This is a genomic window from Halomonas sp. BDJS001, from assembly GCF_026104355.1.
Lineage (GTDB): Bacteria > Pseudomonadota > Gammaproteobacteria > Pseudomonadales > Halomonadaceae > Vreelandella.
Genome location: NZ_CP110535.1, coordinates 3,459,944 through 3,480,510, shown reverse-complemented (window position 1 = coordinate 3,480,510; position 20,567 = coordinate 3,459,944). Strand labels below are relative to the sequence as shown.

Below are 20,567 nucleotides of genomic sequence, written 5' to 3'. Positions count from 1 at the left end.
TGAGCGCTTACCCGGCTTTTTATTGCAGAAATGTTTATTAATAAGCTTTTGTTGCTAAATCAGTAGGTGAGAAAGCACATGCGCCCCCTTGTGGCTGATATTGACCTGGACGCGCTGCGTCACAACTATCAATTGGCGTGCCGTTGCGCGCCCCAAAGCCGCTCAGTGGCAGTGATCAAAGCCGATGGGTATGGGCATGGTGCGCTGGCCTGCGCTCAGGCGCTGGAGAGCTTAGCACCGGCGTTTGCCGTCGCCTGCATTGAAGAGGCGATTACCCTGCGTGAGGGCGGCATTACCCAACCCATTATCCTGCTGGAAGGCATCTTTAGCGCCGACGAGCTGATGTTGGTGGACTCCCACGGTTTTTGGATTGCGGTGCATAGTCAGTGGCAGGTCGATGCCCTGTTGGACGCCTCACCGCAGGCGCCTATACCCGTCTGGTTAAAAGTTGACTCCGGCATGCACCGCCTCGGTTTTGCTATCGACGAGGCCGCCGCCATCTGGCGTCAGCTTAGCGCCGCGCCGAGTGTGGCTTCGCTCCATCTCATGAGCCACTTTGCCAGCGCCGATTCCCGTGATGACGGCTACTTCAAGCAGCAAATGGCCCGGCTGCAAGGGCTTGCCAGTGAGCTGGCAGCCCCGCTGTGCCTGGCCAACTCACCCGCCACCCTAGCGTGGCCAGTGGCCCACGGCGATTGGAACCGGCCAGGGGTCATGCTCTACGGCAGTGATCCCCTGGAAGAGGCCAACGACATCACCCAGCAACTGCAACCGGTGATGACGCTACGCTCGGAAATCATTGCCTTGCGTGAGCTGGAAGAGGGGGAGCCCGTGGGCTACAGCGGTCGCTGGCGTGCACCGCGGCGTTCACGCATTGCTGTGGTTGCCTGTGGCTATGGCGATGGCTACGACCGTCATGCCCGCGATGGTACGCCGGTACTGGTCAACGGCCAACGCTGCGCCATTGCCGGTAAAGTTTCCATGGATATGTTGACCATTGACGTGACGGATGTGCCTGATGTCGCGATCGGCAGCGAGGTCGTCCTCTGGGGCAGAGCCAGCAACGGCGAGGTGCTGTCAGTGGATGAAGTGGCCCGCTATTGCGATACCATCAGCTATACGTTGCTCACAGGGGTACTGCCCCGGGCGCCGCGGCGTTATTATGGGCGTTTTGCTTAAACGGTTGTTTGCATGTCGAAATCACGTTACCCGCGCTCGTTCGCCCACCCGCGATACTGGCCCACATGGCTGGCGATTGGTGCCATGTATATCGCTGCCTGGCTGCCCTGGCGGTTAAAAATGGCCATCGGCAAAGGGCTTGGCCTACTTGCCTGGCGCTTTGCCAAGCGTCGTCGGCATATTACCGAAACCAATATCGCGCTCTGTTTCCCCGAAAAAAGCCCTGAACAGCAGCGACAGCTGGTCAAAGACACTTTTATTGCCAATGGCATTGGCCTGATTGAAACCGCCACGGGTTGGTGTCGGGATAGTGAGCCTCTGCGCCACCGGGTCACCTATATCGGCGAAGAGCATATGGCCCGTGCGGAGGCTAAGGGTAAAGGTGTGATTATTGTCGGTATTCACTTTTCGACGCTTGACTTGGGCGGTGCCCTGCACTCACTGTTTTTTTCTGCCGATGTCGTTTATCGCCCCCATAACAACCCGCTGTTTGAGCGCTTTATGACCCGGGCCCGTAGACGCATTTTTGGTCAGGCGATTGACCGTCATGATCTGCGCGGTGTGGTGCGACAGCTAAAAGCGGGACGTATGGTTTGGTATTCACCAGACCAGGATTTTGGCCGTGATGTGAGTGTGTTTGCACCCCTATTTGGGCAGCCGGCAGCCTCTATTCGTTTGACGGCCAAGCTTGCGCGAATGACAGGCGCGCCGGTAGTGCCGATGATGTTCCATCGCAACCCGGATAATGCGACCTATACGATTGAAAGCCTGCCTGCTTTGGAAGGCTTTCCGAGCAATGACGAAGTAGCCGATGCCACACGGATCAATCAGTTTATTGAGCTGGCCATTCGCAAGCACCCAGAGCAATACCTCTGGTTGCACCGGCGCTTTAAGACCCGTCCTGAAGGCGAGCCAAGCGTTTATTAATCACACATAATCGTCAAAAAAAAAAGCCAGCGCTAGCTGGCTTTTTGGTGTTCTGGTGCTGCGTTGAATCCATGTGAGGGCTTAATCCAGATTGCGGGAGTAGAAAATCTCCAGCATCTCTTTACGCAGACGGCCCTCGATATCCCGTGCTTCTTCAAAGGTAATGTCGCGACGCGATGTGCCGAACAGGTAGTTATCCAGTTCGAAGTCTTTGAGCAACATCTTGGTGTGGAACATGTTTTCCTGATACACGTTGACGTCCATCATCTGGTACGCATTCTTGGTGTCTTCAGCTAGGTAGTCTTGAATGGAGGTAATACCGTGATCGATAAACAGTTTCTTACCATCTACGTCGCGGGTAAAGCCGCGTACCCGGTAATCCATTGTGACGATGTCAGAGTCAAAACTGTGAATCAGGTAGTTCAGCGCTTTTAACGGGCTGATATGACCACAGGTGGAGACATCGATATCTAGGCGGAAGGTGCTGATACCGTTGTCGGGGTGCGACTCGGGGTAGCTGTGCACGGTAACGTGGCTTTTATCCAGGTGTCCAACCACTGTTTCCGGTAGCGGGCCGGGGCCTGGCTTAATCTGCTCAGGTGCCGCCTCGTCAAGCTCATGCTCGGCAATCAAAATCGTCACGCTAGCGCCGTGGGGTTCATAATCCTGGCGGGCGATATTGAGAACATGGGCGCCGATGATGTTGGTGACGTCTTTAAGAATCTGCGTCAGACGCTCAGCATTATAGAGCTCATCGATATAGTCGATGTAAGCCGCTGTTTGCTCTTCGGTTTTGGCATAGCAGATGTCATAAATATTAAAGCTCAGCGAGCTGGTCAGGTTATTAAACCCGTGGAGTCGGAGATTGTCTGTCACGTCCGAGCCTCCTCCATAATCTCAAAGGAATGGGTGATCTTAACGCCGCCGTTAACCAGCATGATCGATGCACTGCAGTACTTTTCCGCGGAGAGCTCAACCGCACGGGCCACCTGCTTCTCTTTCAGCGCGCGCCCGGTTACCACGAAATGGACGTGGATCTTGGTAAAGACGGCGGGCACTTCATCGGCGCGTTCGGCATCCAACTCAGCGACGCAGTCAGTTACATCAGCGCGGGCTTTATCAAGAATATTCAGGATATCAAAAGCGGTGCAGCTGCCCATGCCCATCAGCAGCATTTCCATAGGGCGAGGCCCTGTGTTGCGGCCGCCATGGTCGGGCGGGCCGTCGATCACAACGCTGTGCCCGCTACCGGATTCCGCCACGAATTGGCGGCCTTCTGTCCATTTTACCCGTGCTTTCACGCGGCTCTCCTCATCTAGGCGACGAAAGGTAAGTCGCGCAGCATAACATTTCTTGGCCTGCGCGCCTCTTCTCAACGTTGATGTTGAACATTACTAATGCTCGGCATGTACCAGCCTCCCTCATAAATGGCTGTTTTGCCTGCCACACTGGGATTGTAAAGATAGATCCAGGCGAGACCAAAACAGGTGGTTATCTGCTGGCGGTCATACTCCCCCGTGGCCGGGGCGTTGACACGATAATCCTCTAGCCGGTCTAACTGGGCCAGTTGATCGATGCTTATCTCATACACCTCTATCATGACCCCTTTTGACGGCTGCCATTTAGCGCCGGGGTAGGGGCCGATATCGTAGAGCGTGAGCGCTGAGGTGACGTCGCTCCCCAGCAGCGTGGCACCCTTTAGCCAGTGAGCATTGTTGAAGCCTTGTTTCAGCGTACCGTAGACCGCCACCCGGGGCGTATCAGCGATTGCTTGGCGTAAAAAGTGCGGATGCATAGGCTAACCTCTTTCGCCCATTAGCTGGTTTTCCAGTGCGGTCAGTCGCTCTGGGGTTCCCACGTCGACCCACAGCCCTGCGTACCGTTCGCCGCTTACCCGTTGGTTATCAATAGCGGCTCTCAGGAGTGGCGCCAAGGCAAAGGCTCCCTGGGGCTGATCGGCTAATAGGGCCGGATCAATCACGCTGATACCCGCGTAGGTCAAACGCTCAGGGCTGTTTTGATTCACGCGCCCGCCCACCAACCCAAAATCCCCATTCGCATGGTGAGAGGGGTTTTCCACTAGCACCAAATGAGCCAGGTCGTTACCTTGCAGCGCGTGCTGGTCGGGGAGTGCTTGGCACCAAACGTCACCGTTAACCAGCAGAAAAGGTGCCTCGCCAAGCATCGGCAGTGCTTGCTGAATGCCCCCGCCGGTTTCCAGTGGCACCGCTTCCCGACTCCAGTGAATGCGCACTCCATAGGCGTCACCACTGCCGAGCGCATCAATAATCTGCTCGGCACGGTAGCTGACGTTGATGACGACCTCATGAATGCCCGCCTGGCGAAGTCGCTCCAGGTGGTGCACGATCAGGGGTTTACCCGCCACGGGTAGCAGTGGCTTGGGGCAGTGGTCAGTGAGTGGTCGCATCCGCTTGCCCAGGCCTGCGGCTAAAATCATCGCTTTCATTACATTTCCGCTAATCGTTGCATGATGGCAGGCCGTAAGCTGCGATTGATCCACTCGGCGAACTCAGCCTGCTCGGTCAGGTGCGAAAGGCTATCTTCCAGATGATCCAGAAAGTGCGGTAAGCGCTCCAGATAGCCACTTTTTTGATCGCGCAGGGTTAAACGGCAGAAAATCCCCAACACTTTTAGTGAGCGCTGAGCGGCCATAGCGTGGCACTGGGTGAGAAAAGTGGCAAAATCCATGCTGCTGGAAAGTCGGCCGTCGCTGCGCGCCTGGCGATAAAAAGTATCGACAAAGTAGGCAAACTGCTCATTGCTAAAGCGGCAGTAGCGTCCCCGCAACAGCGAGATTAAATCATAGCTAAGCGGGCCCGCCACGGCGTCCTGAAAGTCGATCATGAACAACTGCTGCTCATGTACCATCAGGTTCATGGCATCAAAATCACGATGCACAGTAACCACCGGCTGCGCTAAGGCGTGCTGGATTAGCTGCTCACGAACGGCGTACCAACTGTCCGGCGGCGGCAGCCTTAACCAGGCGCTGAGACACCATTCGGGAAACAGGTCGAGTTCGCGGCCCAGCAGCGCCGTATCATAAGTGGGGAGCGCGTCAGGGCCCGCGCGGTTTTGCAGCGCGGCGATCAGCGTGAGAGCCTGAGTGTGATAAGCCTGTGTGGTAGCGTCGTCACTAAATAGATGCTGAAGCGACGTATCGCCCAAGTCTTCAAGCAGCAGAAAGCCATCCGCCAGGTTGGTCGCGTGCACCATAGGTACCGGCAGTCCGGCGCTGCGCCAACGCTTGGCGATGTTAACAAACGGCTGGGAGTCCTCTTGTTCAGGGGGGGCATCCATGACCACCTGGGTGGTGCCGTCAGGCAGCGTGAGGCGAAAATAGCGCCGGAAACTCGCATCGCCCACGGCGGATGAAAGCGAAATATCGGCCTGGGATAGGCCATTTTGTTGGGCGGCCCACAGGGTGAGGGCGTTAATCCGATATGAGGACATGCAAGCTCCTTGCTGGTCGGGCATCATGCGGGCTGTATAATACCGATTCTGGATGCCAAGGATAACGAACATGGGCAAGCGATTTTCGCGCACCTTGCCGGTTGCGCATACGCTAATGGGCAGTTTGCTTGCTAGCGCCTCGTTTACGGCGGTGGCTCAGGGTCAAACCATGTCCGCTGAAGCGCTGGATTGGCAACCCTGGGGGGAAGAGGAAGCGGCTAACCAATTGTGCCGCGGGCGCTACGTCATGCCCAACTACCGCTTGCCAGCGGAGGATAACCCGGAAACGCTCTCGCTAGAGGCCAGCGACGTCGATTATGCCGCCGATGGCGAGGCGTTGCTACGCGGGGATGTAGTACTGCGACGCGGTAATGAGGAAGTCCAGGCGGAGCGGGTGTTCTTACCCGCCGACCGTCAGCAGGTCGATGCTGAAGGCAATATCGCCATACGCGACGGGCGCGCTTTAGTGCGTGGCGAGCAGGCGATGCTCCGGCTAAACGAAGACCGGGCCACCCTGGGCAACAGCCACTATGTGCTCTACGAGCAGCATTTACGCGGTCAAGCCAGTCAGCTGGAGCAGACCGGGGAAAACGAGTATCGCCTGCAGGACGCAAGCTTTACCACCTGCGACCCGGGCGCCAATAGCTGGCAGCTTGTCAGCAGTGATATTCGTTTGGATCAGGCCTCAGGCTTTGGTACTGCCCGTCATGCGCGCCTTGAGGTAAAAGATGTGCCGATTTTTTACTGGCCATGGCTGCGCTTTCCCATTGATGATCGCCGCCATACCGGGCTGCTATCGCCATCAATCGGCTTTTCCACGGACGGTGTCGACTACACTCAGCCGTTTTACTGGAATATTGCCGCTAACCACGATGCGACGATTACGCCGCGCTGGATGAGCGACCACGGGTTGTTGATGAACGGTGAGTACCGCTACCTGTTCGAGGAGAGCTCGGGCATCGTTGAAGGCGGCTATTTAAACAGTGACGACGGTGGCTCTGGCGGTGGAGAAAATCGCTTCGAGGGTGATGATCGCTGGTATGTGGATGCCCGTCATGCAGGGCGGGTAAACGGGCGCAGCAATTATCGGCTGCGCTACGGAGCGGCCAGTGACGGACGCTATTTCGATGACTTCGGTGGTGAGTTTGGCGACAGTGATCGCGCCAGTATGGAGCGCTTGGCTCAGGTCGATTACCGCGGCCAGCGCTGGCAGTTGGATGCCCGTGCCCAGGGTTTCCAGCGCCTGGAAGACCCGCTTAGCGATAGCGATAAACCCTTTTACCAACTGCCGAGCCTAAGCGCGAATGCCAACTGGCAGTTCGACAATGGGCTATACACCCAGTGGCGATCGAACGCGACCTATTTCTGGCGCGACGTGGATGAGCGTCGCGTGCCGGAGCGTGAAGCGGCTACTGGTAGCCGTTTGCACCTTATGCCTGCGGTTGGCTGGCGCTTTGAGCGGCCCTGGGGCTACCTGGAGCCGCGCACCGAGCTATGGAACACCGCCTATGAGCTGGATTATGGCGAGCGCGACACGCAGCGTAGCGATTCACCCAGTCGCAGCGTTGCGCTGACCTCCATCGACAGCGGTCTGGTCTTTGAACGTGAGCTGGCACTCGGTGGGCGGGACTACCGCCAAACCCTGGAACCGCGCTTGAACTACGCCTACGTGCCGCGCACCGATCAGAGCGAGCTGCCTGACTTCGACAGCCGCGAGCGCGCTTTTTCCTGGGATCAGCTCTGGTCAGCCCAGCGCTTTTCCGGCACCGACCGAGTGGGCGACCTTAACCGACTCTCTTACGGTATTCAGTCGCGTCTATTGGAAGATGCTTCCGGCCAAGACCGGCTCTCGTTCGGGGTAGGCCAGAGTGTTTACTTTGACGACCGCCGCATCGATAGCGAAGGCGATGCCGATACGCTGCCGGATCGACCGGAAGACAACCCTGGCGTCAATCCAGAAAGCCGTTATCAGGCTACCCGGAATCGTTCGCCGCTGGTGTCCCGCCTGGATTGGCAGATCAATGATCGCTGGAGCAGTGGCGCAGAATGGCTCTACGATGACCACCGGGAACGCACCGAACGCTCCAGCGTTGATGTCGGTTATCGGCATCCCGAAGGGCATGTAGTGAACCTTGGCTATCGTTGGGAGATCGAAGGGTTCGACCCCAGCGTATTGCCGGGCGATGATGGCTTTCGCGACTACAGCCGTGAAGAGTGGGATCTCTCATTTGCTTTGAAAGCCAGCACCAACATTGATTTGATCGGCCGCTACCTGCACGATCAAACCAATGATCGCTCACTGGAGCAGTTGGCAGGTGTGCAGTGGAACAACTGCTGTTACGGTCTGCAGTTGGTGTGGCGCGAATGGGTAGATGACAATGACACTGCCCGCATTAATGATGACTTTAATGATCGCGGGCTGTTTTTACGCTTCGTATTCCGTGGCCTAGGCGGCGTTGGCCAGGATGCGGATAGCTATTTTGAACAGACCATTCCTGGCTATCGTCCGACTGCCCTTAAATGACTTCCAGAGAATGGCTAATGAAAGAGACGTTTGTTATGAAAATGAGAAAGCCCCTGCTAGGCCGCATGAAACAGCTCTCTGCTGGAAGCCTGCTCGCTCTGTGTGTAGGCGCGGGCCTTGCGTTGGCCCCGCTAGCCCTTCAGGCGCAAGACTTCCAATCCACTCAGCGTCAGGCGTTAGACAGTGTGGTGGCAGTGGTTAACGATGATGTGATTATGCGCAGCGAGCTTAATGATCGGATGGCGCAAATCGAGCAGCAGGCGCAAGCTCAGGGCGGCAACCTTCCGCCGCGCTCCCAGTTGGAGCGTCAGGTGCTTGAACGCATGGTGATGGAAGAGATCCAACTGCAAATGGCGAAAGATGCCAATTTGAGCATTGATGATACCGAGCTCAACAGGCAGGTTCGCTCAATTGCTGAATCCAACGGCATGACGCTGGATGAATTTGCCGATGCCGTGGAAGCCGATGGCATGACGCTGGCCAGCGTGCGTGAAGACATTCGCCGCGAAATGTTGATGCGCCAAGTGCAGCAGCGGCAGATCAGTAACCGCGTATCGGTCAGTGACCGCGACGTCGAGCGCTTTCTAAATCAGCAGCCCGGTCAGTCCAGCGAGCAGAACTTTATTGAAGAGGCCCGTGCCCGCCACGTGCTGATTGCCCTGACCCCAAATCGTGATGAAAACCAAGCCCGCGCACGCGCGGAAGAGGTGCGCCAGCGTTTGACACAAGGCGAGGATTTTGCCTCAGTCGCCCGTGAGATGAGTGACGACAGCGGAACGGCCCTCAACGGTGGCGAACTGGGCTGGGTTCGCCCAGGTCAGACCGTTCCCGCCTTTGAAGAAGCGATGCGTGAGCTGGACGTTAACCAGATATCCCAGCCGGTACGTTCTCAGTTTGGCTACCACGTGATTGAGGTAGAGGAGCGTCGTCGTCAAAACGTTACCCAAGAGAGCCAGCGCGAGCAGGTGCGTCAAGCGATCTTCCAGCGTCGCGCTAACGAAGAGTTAGAGACCTGGCAGCAAGAGGTGCGCTCTCAGGCCTTTGTTGATATTCGACTCTAATGGCTGCGGGCGCTTTATCAACCGATAACGCTTTGCCGGTGGTCGTGACCACTGGCGAACCGGCAGGTGTCGGCCCAGAGCTAACGCTCATGCTGGCGGCTCGGGGCAAGCTTCCTGAAAACACGGTGGCCATTGGCGATCCGGATATGTTGCGCCAGCGCGCAACTGCGCTGGGGCTCAATATCACCATTAATGTGTGTTCGCCCGGCGAGCCTCCAAGTGGTTCCAATGGGTTGTGGGTTTGGCCTGTCGTACTGAATGCGCCTGCCACACCAGGCGTGCTCAATCCGGCCAATGCTGATTATGTGCTGGCGACGCTGTCGCTGGCCGTGGATACCTGCCAAAAAGGTTTGGCTTCCGCCATGGTGACGGCGCCGCTGCACAAAGGCGTGATCATCGACGGCGGTCATCCAGGCTTTACCGGCCACACCGAGTGGTTGCGCGACGCCTGCGGCATTGAGGAGGTGGTGATGATGCTCGCCACCGACACGGCACTGCATGCGGTGTCACCAGGCTGGCAAGGGGGTGGCGACCTGCGTGTGGCGCTGGTGACCACTCACTTGCCGCTGCGCAACGTCGCCGACGCTATCACCTTTGAGCGGGTAACGCGTATCAGCCGCTTGCTGGCGGCCGATTTGCAGCACCAGTTTGGGGTTGCCCAGCCACGCATTGCGGTGTGTGGCTTAAACCCTCACGCCGGCGAAGATGGCCACCTCGGGCGCGAAGAGCTGGATGTGATTATTCCCGCCCTTGATGCACTGCGCGCTGAGGGAGTGGATATACTTGGCCCGCTGCCTGCCGATACGCTGTTTACCCCCAGGCATTTGGCTGGTGTCGATGCAGTGCTGGCGATGTACCACGACCAGGGCTTGGCGGTGTTAAAATACGCTGGCTTTGGTCAGGCCGCTAACATTACTCTGGGCTTGCCATTTGTACGCACTTCGGTCGATCATGGCACCGCGCTGGATCTGGCTGGCAAAGGCGTGGCAGACCCCGGCAGCCTAAACGTCGCTATCACCCTTGCGCGCCGTCTAGCCGCGCAGCGGTTGTCTATAAAATCCCCCGATTGAATCCGCACTCCAAGGAACACCGTTTGATGTCTACTGTGCCCCAACACCGCGCCCGTAAACGCTTTGGCCAGAACTTTCTACGCGACCTCGGCATTATTTCGCGGATCGTTCGTGCCGTTGGCCCGCGTTCGACGGATCGCCTGGTCGAAATTGGCCCAGGCCAGGGAGCGCTGACCGAGCCGCTGCTGGAAGCCGCGGGGCACTTGGAAGTGATCGAACTCGACCGCGACCTGATTCCCGGCCTGCGGGTGCAGTTCTTCAACTACCCCGAGTTTGTGATTCATGAAGGCGACGCGCTGAAGTTCGATTTTGCCGCGCTGAAAGGCGATGGGCCCGCGCTGCGTGTGGTGGGCAACCTGCCCTACAACATCTCCACACCACTGATCATTCATCTGCTGGCGGCAGGAAGCGCCATAGAAGATATGCACTTTATGCTGCAAAAAGAGGTGGTTGAACGTTTAGCTGCAGAGCCCGGCGGTACCGACTGGGGGCGTCTGTCGGTGATGGCCCAGTACTACTGCCAGGTCGAGCAGCTGTTTATAGTGCCGCCGGAAGCCTTTGTGCCACGGCCCAAAGTCGACTCGGCCATCGTGCGCTTAACGCCCCACGCAACGCTGCCCCATACCGCGGAAGACCCCGCGCTACTGTTTGAGCTGGTAAAGCTCGCCTTTGGCCAGCGGCGAAAAACGCTACGCAATAATTTCAAAGGGCGGGTAACTGCCGATACCCTGGAAGGGCTGGGCATTGACCCCATTCGCCGCCCCCAAACCTTGACCGTGGCGGAGTACGTGGCCATAGCCAACCGTGTTACCGCCGACGAGCAGGCAAACGGTGAGCGGGGAATCCAAACGTGAGTGACCTGGCGATCAAAGTAAGCGTTGTGCCTGACTATCGTGCCGATGAGTCAAATGATGGAGAGTCACGCTTCGTATTTAGCTACACCGTGACCATCCACAATCAAAGCCCCCACAGCGTTCAGCTTATGGCGCGCTACTGGAAAATTACCCAGGGAGGCGGCGAGTACCAAGAAGTGCGCGGCAAAGGCGTCGTCGGCCAGCAGCCGCTGATCGGGCCCGGCCAAAGCTTTCGCTACACCAGCCGGGCGATTCTCCAGACCCCGGTGGGGGTGATGGAGGGTGCCTATACACTGTTAGACACCTCCACCCAGCGTGTTTTTGAGGTGGCGATTAACCCATTTAGGTTGGCTGTGCCACTCCAGCTCCATTAAGCGCTATGCGTTAGCCTACTCTCCAGATGGTCGCAAAGCCGCAGGGCCAACTGTACAAGGGTTAACGTGGGGTTGGCATGCCCTGCGCTGGCAAAAACGCTGGAGCCCGCCACGTAGACGTTATCCTGGGCAAACAGGCGACAGTCGGCATTAACAATGCCGTCCTCCGCATTCAGGCTCATGCGCGTGCCGCCCATATGGTGGCGCCCCGCCAACTCGCCTTCGCTGGGCAGTTCCACCGGCGTAGCGGCTAGCCAGGGCTCCATTTGCAGCCTACCCACCTCGTTATCGCGCAGATACTCTCCCAGCAGCAGCATACTCTCGCGAATGGTGCGGCGATCCAGATCAGATTGCCGCCATACCAATCGGCTACGCGGCACCCCCAGTTCATCCAGCTCATCGCTCAACTCAATACGATTCTCATAGCGCGGTTCCTGCTCCCAGGCGGCTCTTAGCACTGCACCGTGGATTACCCGCCCCTGGGCCTGCCAGACACGTACCCGGCCGACCAGCCTAGGCGCCTGGTCGGCTAGCTCGTCAATCAGCTCCTGGGTGGCTTCAGCATTCATGCGGTGCAAACGCAGCCCACAATTAAGTATTTGCCGTGTGTTGATGGCGTCAGCGGTAGGGGAGAGGAAAACGTTGTACTCGTCGTCCAAACCCAGGGCGGCGGGTTCAAATAGCAGCGCCTTGCCCACCGTGGCATGAGGGTGCTCCATCCAGTAGCGCCCTAAAGTGTCGGCCTGGGGGATTAGCTGGCCATTTAGTTGCTGGTTGCACCACAGCAGCAAGCGCGAGTTTTCGATGCCGCCGCAGGCGAGCACAAAGTAGCGCGCTTGAACCTTGCGGTAGTCGCCCCGGTAATTTCTAAAAGTGGCGCTGGTGACTTTGCCAGCCTGGGTTTCCAGTGCCACCAAGTTGGCTGTTAGGCAGCACTCCAGCGTGGCCGAATCGCTCAGCGTAGCGGCATGCTTCTCCTTCATGCGTGTGGGGTGACCCAGCGAAAAATAGATGCGTTTTAACCCCGCCTCAGGGATTAAATGGTCGGCTGGTGTGAGCTCCAGGCCGAGCATATTGACGGCTGCGCTGTAGTAAGGCGCTAACGCATCGCGGCCTATAGGCCAGGCCGTTTCGCTGGCGGCGGCTTTGGCATTGAAGTCGTAGCGATCCAAAGGGCGACAAATGCCGCCCCAGTGATTGGTCGACCCACCCAAATGGCGCAGCCGAGCGCCATACAGGGGAATATAGGGGTCGCCGACGACGTCGCCCCGGTAGCTCTCCTGGGAGCGTTCGCTGTAGTCCGCATCGCCGCCTTCGCAGAGCAGTACCCGATGCCCTCGCTCCGCCAGGGTGACGGCCATGGAAATGCCCGCTGCACCTGCGCCGATAATGCAGATATCCCAGGTGTCACTGTGTTCGCTGATATCCTCAAAGGCGATATACATCAGCGGTCACTGCTGTTCAGTAGCCAGCCATTAACCGTCACCGCAACGGGGGGCGGGCCAGGCTTGATAGCAGCAGCACGTGCTGCAGGTAGAAGCGCTGTGCCGGGAAGTATGAGGGCACCAAGGCCTGCCAGTGTTGCAACTCGCAGCAGGCTGCGTCGAGAGTGATCCATTGCCATAGGCGTATCGTTTTCCTTAACGGTGATTACCAGGTGGCTAAGAATGGCTTAAGAGCATCAAAGCGTACTTTTATAGTGAGCCAGGTTCGCGCTTTTAACCAGTGCTAATCATCAACATAAACCGTCTACGGCAGGCAGAGGGTATCGGTGAAGTGGTAGTATTAGCCCACTTATTTTATGAAAAAGGCTCCCGCATGAGTACCTATGCGATCGGCGATCTGCACGGCTGTCACGCCGAATTTGTAGCCCTTCTGGAGAAGCTCAGCTTCAATCCCACTCGGGATACGCTATGGCTGGTGGGTGATTTGATTAATCGTGGCCCAGGCTCTTTAGCGTGCCTGCGCGAAGTGCGTGCGCTGGGGAGCGCTGCCCGCAGCGTACTGGGCAACCACGATTTTCATTTGCTGGTCGTGGCGCGGGGCGGCGGCAAACTGAAGAAAAACGACACCCTGAGCGGTATTCTGGGCGCCCTGATCGCGAAGCGCTACTGGATTGGCTACAGAGCCAACCGCTTTGCGTGATTGAAAACGGTACGCTGATGACCCACGCCGGGCTGCTTCCCCAATGGAGCGTGATCCAGGCCGAGTCGCTGGGGCGTGAAGTGCAGGCGGCGCTGGGCAGTGACGCTTCCGGTAAGTTTTTAACCCAGCTGTTTGGCAACCAGCCAGATAGCTGGCGCGACGATCTAGACGGCATGGATCGTCTGCGGCTGATTGTTAATGTGCTCACCCGTATGCGCTTTATTGATGCCCAGGGGCGTTTGGATTTTGCCGCCAAAGAGGGGCTGGATAGTGCGCCTTCGGGTTTTCTGCCCTGGTTTCAATACCCGCGTGATGATAATACCCGACTGCTTTTCGGCCACTGGGCGGCACTGGAGGGAAGAACCCCGCAGGCGCGGGTCCCCGTGGAGGCGTTGGATACGGGTTGCGTTTGGGGGGGGCGATTAACCGCGCTCAATCTGGACAGCGGAGAGCGAACCAGTGTGGCGAGCCAGCAACGGAGTAGACAGTAGTGAAAGAGACCAATAGCGATCCACGTTTAGCGGGCTTGAACGTGTATCGGGTGGGCGGCGCCGTGCGCGATGAGTTACTCGGCTGGCCGGTCTATGACAATGACTGGGTGGTGGTGGGCGCTACGCCAGACGCCATGCGCAAGCGCGGCTTTAAGCCCGTGGGGCGCGACTTTCCGGTCTTTCTGCATCCGGATACGGCCGAGGAGTATGCCCTGGCCCGCACTGAGCGTAAGTCTGGCCATGGCTATGGCGGGTTTGAAGTGCACGCCAGCCCCGATGTCAGCCTGGAAGAGGATCTGTTGCGGCGTGATCTGACCATTAACGCCATTGCCCAGAACACCGACGGCGAATTAACCGACCCGTTTAATGGACAAGGCGATATCGAACGGCGCGTGTTGCGGCATATCTCTGCGGCATTTAGCGAAGACCCGCTGCGGGTGCTGCGTACCGCACGTTTTCTGGCCCGCTATGCGTCACTCGGTTTCACCATTGCTCCTGAAACTTTGGCGCTTATGCGCACGGTAAGCCAAAGTGGCGAACTTGAACACCTGGCCGCCGAGCGGGTTTGGGTCGAAACGGAAAAGGCCTTGGGTGAACCAAGCCCCGAGGTCTACTTCACCACCCTTGAGCGTTGCGACGCGCTCAGCGTGTGGTGGCCGGAATTGGCGGGCGAAGCGTTGGTGAAGGGCTTGGCAGCGATGGCTCAGGTGCCTGATAGCGACATGTTCCCATTGGCTCATTGGCACCATGCGCAGCTGGTATCGCCGCTAACTGCTGAGCAGCGCGATGCTTTGTCGGAACGACTCAAACTGCCCAATGCGGTTGCCCAATTAGCTCGCCATACCGCGCTTACCCATTCTTTAATAAACCATTCGCTAACAAACCAGGCGCTGCCTTCCGACGCGTTAGAGGGCGCCAACGTGTTGCGGTGGTTGGAGCGTTTGGATGGCTGGCGTAAGCCAGAGCAGGTCGAGGGGCAGCTGGCGTTAGTCAAGGTGCTGGCGCCGGAGCAGGTTGACCCGCTTGAAAGCGCCTGGAAAGCTGCGCGGGCGGTTAGCCCCCAAGCACTGATAGCCGAGGGGTATCAAGGGGCGGCGTTGGGGGAGGCCTTGCGAGATCGCCGCGCGCAGGCCGTGGAGGTGGCACTAACCTAGCCGCTTACCGGCGTGCCGCCGCCAGCAGGGGCTGTTGGTCAGCCTGGGAGATCCAGCGGCCGCGCCAACTGAAATCCACCGCCCAAAGGCGTTGGCTACCAAGCTCAAAGGCGCTCCATAGCGCGGCATAGGGCGTGCCGCAGCGGGGGTGGCGCTCCTCGGGCAGCAGCTCAGCAAGCGGCTGTAGCACAAACGCATTATGGGTGATTTCGCTACGTGGTAAGTCGATTTCGTCAACCGTGCCGCAAAGGCTACCCACGGTGAGCAAGTCGATATCCAGCGCGCGGGGGCTGAATTTGGCAATGTCGGGCAGGCGGCCATGCTCTATTTCCAGCTGCTTGCCCCATGCCTGTAGTTCGCCAGGCGTCCAGGTGCTATAAAATGCCACCACCAGGTTATAGAAATTGCGGGTGTCGGCGAAGCCGACCGGCTCGCTTTCAAACACGCGAGAGATTTGCAGGGAGCCGAAAGTATCAGCAAGCGCATCGAGGCAGCAGCGGATATGCCGAGTGGGGTGAATATTGCTGCCTAAGCTGACGGTCACCAGGTTCATGCGTGGGTCTCCTGGGCTGCCTCCGGCAGAGCGCCGCGAGTAATTTCCAGGCCGACGCTGGCGGCGTTGGGCACCGCCCCCGGTTTACGTACCGTCAAGCGCAGCCAACTGATCGGAAACTCCGTCCGCAGGCACTCAGCGAGCCGTTCGGCAAAGGTCTCGACCAGGGCGAACTGATGGGCATCGGCAAACTGCTGAATGCGCTGGCAGATAGCGGCGTAGTCCAGGGTAAGGCGTAAATCGTCGGTGGCAGCCGCCGAGCGAATGTCGGTCGCCAACACCAGGTCTAAGCTTAGTGACTGTTGAATCGAGCGCTCCCAGTCGTAGACACCAATCACAGTATCGACGCTTAACGCTTCAATCAAAATGCGATCCATCCAGCTTCCCCCTGCGGTAACAAGCGGGCGATTGTACGTTAGGATGGGGGGAAACGACAGTATATCGGGCCACAAAGCGAGCATGGCACCATGGTGTGGATAGTGGTGGGGTATTTAAGTGGCAGTTGGCTGGCAGCGCTAAGCGTTTGCCGCTTGGTGGGCGTGGGCGATCCCCGCCAATTCGGCTCGTTTAATCCCGGCTTTTCCAACGTGCTGCGCTTATATGGCCCCCGTTTAGCGGCAGCCACGCTGCTGTTAGATGCTTTAAAAGCCATGCCTGCTGTTTTGGGCGCAAAGTTGATGGGCTACCCAGTCTGGCTGCAGGGCATCGTGGGATTGGCCGTATTGCTCGGTCACAGCTTTCCACTGTGGCATGGCTTTCGTGGCGGTAAAGCGGTCGCCAGTGCCTTTGGTGTGCTGCTGGTACTGGTGCCTCAGGTAGCGCTCCTGAGTGCATCGATATGGGCGCTGCTGGCGTGGCGACTAAAAACCGCGGCGCTGGCCTCGCTGGTGAGCGCACTCCTGGCGCCGCTGGCCTGTGGCTGGCTGGCGCCGGAATATGTGATGGTGGTGGGGGGCTTCAGCCTGTTGGTGTTGGCCCGCCACGGGCTTAATATTCGCCGACTGCGACGCGGTGAAGAGCCGCCGTTTCGTGGTTCTTAGCGTGGTTGTTAGTTTGAGACAGGCGGGGTCAACTGATCCAGCGGCCAGCGGGGCGTCGCCTGCATCATGCCGGGGGCGTCGTGCTCGCCCGCTGCCAGGCGTTGAGCACCGACATAAGCAATCATGGCGCCATTGTCAGTGCAGAACCGCCCACGCGGGTAGTAGGCGCGGGCCTGGCGTTTTTCACACTCTGCTTGTAACCGTCCGCGCAGGCGATGATTGGCGCTGACTCCGCCCGCCACCACTAGGCGCTTCAAGCCGGTTTGATCCAGCGCTCGACGACACTTGATTACTAGCGTATCGACCACGGCCTCTTCAAAGGCGCGGGCAACGTCGGCACGGGCCTGGGCGTCGAGTTCACCGGCTGTTTCCAGTTGGCTAATAGCCGTCATGGTGTGGGTTTTTAAGCCCGAGAAACTGAAATCAAGCCCTGGACGGTCGGTCATGGGGCGCGGGAAGCGAAAGCGCTTAGGGTCGCCCTGTTCCGCTAACTTGGCGACCTGGGGGCCGCCTGGGTAGGCCAGTCCTAGCATCTTGGCGGCTTTATCAAACGCTTCACCTGCGGCATCGTCCACCGATTCGCCGAGCAACTGATAGCGACCCAACCCCTGAACTTCGACGAGCTGGGTATGGCCGCCGGATACCAGCAGCGCCACGAAAGGGAACTCGGGTGGTTCATCTTCCAGCATCGGTGCCAATAAGTGGCCTTCCATATGGTGTACGCCGAGCACCGGGATATTTAAAGCGCGTGCCATGCCGTGAGCCGTACTGGCGCCCACCATTAATGCGCCGACCAAGCCCGGGCCTGCGGTGTAAGTGATGCCATCCAGGTCATGGCGCGTCAGCTTGGCGTCGCTCAGTACCTGCTCAATCAGCGGCAGTAACTTGCGGGTGTGATCGCGAGAAGCGAGCTCGGGCACCACGCCGCCAAATTCTGCATGCATGGTGATTTGGCTATACAGCGCATCGGCGAGCAGCCCCTTGCCGCCGGTTAACGCGGTGTCGTAAAGCGCGACACCCGTTTCGTCGCAGGATGTTTCAATGCCCAGAACACGCATAAAGAGGGACTCTCAAAGGCTATTCAAAAGATGTAAAAGTGAAAAACACAAGTGCAGTAGTCTAACATTGTCGCAGCAGGTCAGCGTAAGCATTTGCAAAGATGGTCAACGGCGACTAAACTACTGTGCGCTGTAAAACTGGGTCGTACACCGTGTTCTAAAATGTAATATCGCAGTGTACGTACTATCCGAACTCAAGACTCCTTAAGGTAGGTGAGTGCTTAATGCCTTCTGTAAAAGTACGTGATAACGAGCCGTTTGACGTCGCCCTGCGTCGCTTCAAGCGTTCTTGCGAAAAAGCCGGTGTTCTTTCTGAAGTACGCCGCCGCGAGCACTATGAGAAGCCGACTGCTGAGCGCAAGCGCAAAGCGGCAGCTGCCGTAAAACGCCACGCTAAGAAAGTCCAGCGTGAGCAAAAGCGTTTCGAACGGCTCTATTGATCCGTACCCGAGGGGCCGGAGCAGTTAGCTGGTCGTCTCAAGAGGGATGCCAAGCGGCCGCCACTAGGTGGCCGTTTGTTTTTGACTGTTGTTTTGAAAGCCATCGTTGTTCAAAGCGATCGTTCAAGAGCGTCGCTGTTTAAGGTGATCTGGCAATGGGCCTGATGACGTTAAGCAGGGTTGTTAAGAGCGGTTTTTAAAAACAGTCTCGAAAGTTAGCGCTTTGCGCGAGGATGCCCGTAGTTCATGGCAGGCCAAATTCCACAGCGTTTCATTGATGACCTGTTAGGCCGCGTTGATGTGGTCGAGGTGGTTGGTGAGCGTGTGCAGCTTAAAAAGGCTGGCCGCAACTATTCCGGGCTATGTCCCTTCCATCAAGAGAAAACCCCATCGTTCACCGTCAGTGCTGATAAGCAGTTTTATCACTGCTTTGGCTGCGGAGCTAATGGTAATGCACTACGCTTCTTGATGGAGTATGACAAGCTACCGTTTCCGGAAGCGGTAGAGCAGTTGGCTGGACGCCTGGGTATTGAAGTGCCGCGGGAAGGCGCTGATGACCCGCGTGCTCGAGAGCGTGAAAAGAAGCGCAAAGAGGGCGTCAACCTGCTGGAACTCGCGGCCAGTTTTTATCGCGAGCGGTTAAAAATGCAGGAAGGCCAGTCCGCTCAACGCTATTTGTCGGGTCGTGGGCTCTCGGACGACGTGATCAAGGCCTATGGCATTGGTTACGCTCCGGCAGGCTGGGAGGCGCTGAAACAGCACCTCAGCGAGCGCGGTATTGGTGAGCCAGTGCAGGTCGAGTACGGCCTGTTGATTCACCGCGAAGATACCGGACGTACCTATGACCGCTTTCGTGATCGGGTAATGTTCCCGATTCGCGATTTGCGCGGTCGTACGATTGCCTTCGGTGGTCGAGTGATGGGTGATGATCAGCCCAAATACCTTAACTCGCCGGAAACACCAGTGTTCCATAAAGGCCGTGAGCTATACGGCTTGTATGAGGCGCGCCAAGCCTCGAGCAAACTTGAGCAACTGGTCATGGTCGAAGGTTATATGGATGTGGTGGCGCTGGCGCAATACGGTATTCATAACGCCGTGGCCACGCTGGGTACCGCCACCACGGAAGACCATTTGACCCGCCTGTTTCGGTTGGTGAGTCGCGTGGTGTTCTGTTTCGACGGTGACCGTGCAGGCAGGCAGGCGGCCAGTCGGGCGTTGGAAACCGCGCTGCCACAAATGATTGATGGCCGTGAAGCGCGCTTTCTGTTTCTGCCCGAAGGTGATGACCCGGACACCCTGGTGCGTCGTGAAGGCACCCAGGCATTTCAGGATCGTGTGACCTGTGCCATGCCGCTGTCGGAGTTTCTGTTCGAACAGGCGGCCCAGGGGCGCGATTTGAATACCGTGGAAGGGCGCGAACGGTTTGCCAGTCAGGTGCTCGAAGCATTGAACAAAGTGCCTGAAGGCATGCTCAAATCGTTACTGCTAGAGTCATTGGCAAAGCGTAGCGGGTTGGCGCAAGAGCAGTTGAAAGTACTGCTTGAAAAGCGTGCCCAGGCATCGCAGCGATCCGTCGCCCAAGGTGATGTATCGCAGGAGCAGTCAGGGCAAGGGGCGGCTGATGCGGCCTCGTACGCGCCCGGCGCTGTTTTGGCAACGTCAACACGCTCATCGCGCTCACGATCCCAGGCGCTCTCCCCGGTTGGGCGTATCGTGCAACTGTTACTGCATGAGCCCAATCTGGTGGCCACGCTGCCTGATCATTGGGAGTGGTTGCCGGAAGATGACGATGCGCCGCTATGCCGAGAGTTGATTGAATTGCTCAAGGCGGGTCGCTACCGCAGCCCGCAAGTGGTATTGGCGCATTTTCAAGGCAGCCAGCAGGGGCAGGCCTTGGCGGCCTTCGCCAAGCGCGAACTGTTGATTCCCAAAGCAGATCGGGAAGCAGAGCTGCAGGGTTTGGTGGAACACTTGCAGTACGTTCAGCGTCAGCGTTCTCCCCAAGAGGAGTACACGGCGTTGCTGGCGCAGGAGCGCGCTGGGCAAAAGTTGGATAAGGAGCAGCGTCAGCGTTTGGCAAGTTTGGTAATGGAGCTTGCTCAGCGCCAATGAGGCGGTGTCTTGGGCGATGGGGGTTGAATTCCTAACGTTTCAGCACCAGATATAGGGTCAGCCACCGAGCGTTGGCCTAACCGAACAAACTAACACACCTGAATTACCGCGCAA

21 protein-coding genes and 1 pseudogene are annotated in these 20,567 nt (G+C 58.0%); 12 read left to right on the top strand and 10 right to left on the bottom strand.

The features are described from left to right. Nucleotides 1-78 precede the first annotated feature (78 nt). The gene (gene alr / locus OM794_RS16200) at nucleotides 79-1,179 is read left to right on the top strand and encodes an alanine racemase (RefSeq protein WP_226247559.1); all 1,101 of its coding nucleotides are present in this window, start codon (nucleotides 79-81) and stop codon (nucleotides 1,177-1,179) included. A 12-nt stretch (nucleotides 1,180-1,191) separates the two neighbouring features. Further along, nucleotides 1,192-2,106, top strand: a complete 915-nt coding sequence (lpxL, locus tag OM794_RS16195) for an LpxL/LpxP family Kdo(2)-lipid IV(A) lauroyl/palmitoleoyl acyltransferase (RefSeq protein WP_226247557.1) — start codon at nucleotides 1,192-1,194, stop codon at nucleotides 2,104-2,106. An 81-nt stretch (nucleotides 2,107-2,187) separates the two neighbouring features. Here the strand turns inward: lpxL and speD are convergent, their stop codons facing one another. From speD to OM794_RS16170, 5 genes are all read right to left on the bottom strand, one after another. Further along, the gene (gene speD / locus OM794_RS16190; RefSeq protein WP_226247555.1) at nucleotides 2,188-2,982 is read right to left on the bottom strand and encodes an adenosylmethionine decarboxylase; all 795 of its coding nucleotides are present in this window, start codon (nucleotides 2,980-2,982) and stop codon (nucleotides 2,188-2,190) included. After that, nucleotides 2,979-3,407, bottom strand: a complete 429-nt coding sequence (locus OM794_RS16185) for an OsmC family protein (protein WP_088698865.1) — start codon at nucleotides 3,405-3,407, stop codon at nucleotides 2,979-2,981. The genes speD and OM794_RS16185 overlap by 4 nt, the downstream gene beginning before the upstream one ends. Nucleotides 3,408-3,478: 71 nt before the next feature. Beyond that, the gene (locus OM794_RS16180; RefSeq protein ID WP_226247553.1) at nucleotides 3,479-3,901 is read right to left on the bottom strand and encodes a gamma-glutamylcyclotransferase; all 423 of its coding nucleotides are present in this window, start codon (nucleotides 3,899-3,901) and stop codon (nucleotides 3,479-3,481) included. A 3-nt stretch (nucleotides 3,902-3,904) separates the two neighbouring features. Beyond that, nucleotides 3,905-4,573 carry an N-acetylmuramate alpha-1-phosphate uridylyltransferase MurU gene (gene murU / locus OM794_RS16175; RefSeq protein ID WP_226247551.1) on the bottom strand — a complete coding sequence of 223 codons (669 nt, stop codon included), beginning with the start codon at nucleotides 4,571-4,573 and terminating at the stop codon, nucleotides 3,905-3,907. Continuing rightward, complete coding sequence (locus OM794_RS16170) at nucleotides 4,573-5,577, bottom strand: aminoglycoside phosphotransferase family protein (protein ID WP_226247550.1); 1,005 nt, start codon at nucleotides 5,575-5,577, stop codon at nucleotides 4,573-4,575. The genes murU and OM794_RS16170 overlap by 1 nt, the downstream gene beginning before the upstream one ends. A 70-nt stretch (nucleotides 5,578-5,647) precedes the next feature. On the opposite strand from OM794_RS16170, the gene OM794_RS16165 reads away from it, so the two are divergent. Genes OM794_RS16165 through apaG form a run of 5 tightly spaced genes read left to right on the top strand, consistent with a single transcriptional unit; the run spans nucleotide 5,648 to nucleotide 11,460 of the window. Continuing rightward, nucleotides 5,648-8,101 carry an LPS-assembly protein LptD gene (locus OM794_RS16165; protein WP_265153909.1) on the top strand — a complete coding sequence of 818 codons (2,454 nt, stop codon included), beginning with the start codon at nucleotides 5,648-5,650 and terminating at the stop codon, nucleotides 8,099-8,101. Nucleotides 8,102-8,136: 35 nt separating this feature from the next. Next, nucleotides 8,137-9,162 carry a peptidylprolyl isomerase gene (locus OM794_RS16160; protein ID WP_226247548.1) on the top strand — a complete coding sequence of 342 codons (1,026 nt, stop codon included), beginning with the start codon at nucleotides 8,137-8,139 and terminating at the stop codon, nucleotides 9,160-9,162. Beyond that, nucleotides 9,162-10,232: a 4-hydroxythreonine-4-phosphate dehydrogenase PdxA gene (pdxA, locus tag OM794_RS16155; RefSeq protein WP_226247547.1), complete on the top strand. Its 1,071-nt coding sequence runs from the start codon at nucleotides 9,162-9,164 to the stop codon at nucleotides 10,230-10,232. The genes OM794_RS16160 and pdxA overlap by 1 nt, the downstream gene beginning before the upstream one ends. A 26-nt stretch (nucleotides 10,233-10,258) precedes the next feature. Then, nucleotides 10,259-11,086 (top strand): 16S rRNA (adenine(1518)-N(6)/adenine(1519)-N(6))-dimethyltransferase RsmA, encoded by an 828-nt coding sequence (gene rsmA / locus OM794_RS16150; protein ID WP_226247545.1) that lies wholly within the window; start codon nucleotides 10,259-10,261, stop codon nucleotides 11,084-11,086. Continuing rightward, complete coding sequence (gene apaG / locus OM794_RS16145; RefSeq protein ID WP_226247543.1) at nucleotides 11,083-11,460, top strand: Co2+/Mg2+ efflux protein ApaG; 378 nt, start codon at nucleotides 11,083-11,085, stop codon at nucleotides 11,458-11,460. Before rsmA ends, apaG begins: the two co-directional genes overlap by 4 nt. Here the strand turns inward: apaG and OM794_RS16140 are convergent. Further along, a complete protein-coding gene (locus OM794_RS16140) occupies nucleotides 11,457-12,905 on the bottom strand; it encodes a GMC oxidoreductase (RefSeq protein WP_226247541.1) in 1,449 nt (482 codons plus the stop codon). The genes apaG and OM794_RS16140 overlap by 4 nt on opposite strands. Beyond that, a complete protein-coding gene (locus OM794_RS16135) occupies nucleotides 12,905-13,084 on the bottom strand; it encodes a hypothetical protein (protein ID WP_226247539.1) in 180 nt (59 codons plus the stop codon). The genes OM794_RS16140 and OM794_RS16135 overlap by 1 nt, the downstream gene beginning before the upstream one ends. A 194-nt stretch (nucleotides 13,085-13,278) precedes the next feature. On the opposite strand from OM794_RS16135, the pseudogene OM794_RS16130 reads away from it, so the two are divergent. Beyond that, nucleotides 13,279-14,096, top strand: a pseudogene (locus OM794_RS16130) (symmetrical bis(5'-nucleosyl)-tetraphosphatase). Beyond that, nucleotides 14,096-15,250, top strand: a complete 1,155-nt coding sequence (locus OM794_RS16125; protein ID WP_226247536.1) for a polynucleotide adenylyltransferase — start codon at nucleotides 14,096-14,098, stop codon at nucleotides 15,248-15,250. Before OM794_RS16130 ends, OM794_RS16125 begins: the two are co-directional and overlap by 1 nt. Before the next feature lie 4 nt (nucleotides 15,251-15,254). On the opposite strand, the gene folK is transcribed toward OM794_RS16125, so the two are convergent. Both folK and folB read right to left on the bottom strand, forming a co-directional pair. Continuing rightward, nucleotides 15,255-15,803: a 2-amino-4-hydroxy-6-hydroxymethyldihydropteridine diphosphokinase gene (folK, locus tag OM794_RS16120; protein ID WP_226247534.1), complete on the bottom strand. Its 549-nt coding sequence runs from the start codon at nucleotides 15,801-15,803 to the stop codon at nucleotides 15,255-15,257. Continuing rightward, nucleotides 15,800-16,180 carry a dihydroneopterin aldolase gene (gene folB / locus OM794_RS16115; protein ID WP_088698852.1) on the bottom strand — a complete coding sequence of 127 codons (381 nt, stop codon included), beginning with the start codon at nucleotides 16,178-16,180 and terminating at the stop codon, nucleotides 15,800-15,802. The genes folK and folB overlap by 4 nt, the downstream gene beginning before the upstream one ends. Nucleotides 16,181-16,270: 90 nt before the next feature. Here folB and plsY point away from each other — a divergent pair, with 90 nt between their 5' ends. Then, nucleotides 16,271-16,843: a glycerol-3-phosphate 1-O-acyltransferase PlsY gene (gene plsY, locus OM794_RS16110; RefSeq protein WP_226247532.1), complete on the top strand. Its 573-nt coding sequence runs from the start codon at nucleotides 16,271-16,273 to the stop codon at nucleotides 16,841-16,843. Nucleotides 16,844-16,851: 8 nt separating this feature from the next. On the opposite strand, the gene tsaD is transcribed toward plsY, so the two are convergent. Then, nucleotides 16,852-17,901, bottom strand: coding sequence for a tRNA (adenosine(37)-N6)-threonylcarbamoyltransferase complex transferase subunit TsaD (gene tsaD, locus OM794_RS16105; protein ID WP_226247530.1), 1,050 nt, complete (start codon nucleotides 17,899-17,901; stop codon nucleotides 16,852-16,854). 224 nt (nucleotides 17,902-18,125) lie between these two features. On the opposite strand from tsaD, the gene rpsU reads away from it, so the two are divergent. Next, the gene (gene rpsU, locus OM794_RS16100) at nucleotides 18,126-18,341 is read left to right on the top strand and encodes a 30S ribosomal protein S21 (RefSeq protein WP_008956349.1); all 216 of its coding nucleotides are present in this window, start codon (nucleotides 18,126-18,128) and stop codon (nucleotides 18,339-18,341) included. Nucleotides 18,342-18,587: 246 nt separating this feature from the next. Beyond that, nucleotides 18,588-20,453: a DNA primase gene (gene dnaG / locus OM794_RS16095; protein WP_226247528.1), complete on the top strand. Its 1,866-nt coding sequence runs from the start codon at nucleotides 18,588-18,590 to the stop codon at nucleotides 20,451-20,453. The last annotated feature ends 114 nt before the right edge of the window (nucleotides 20,454-20,567 follow it).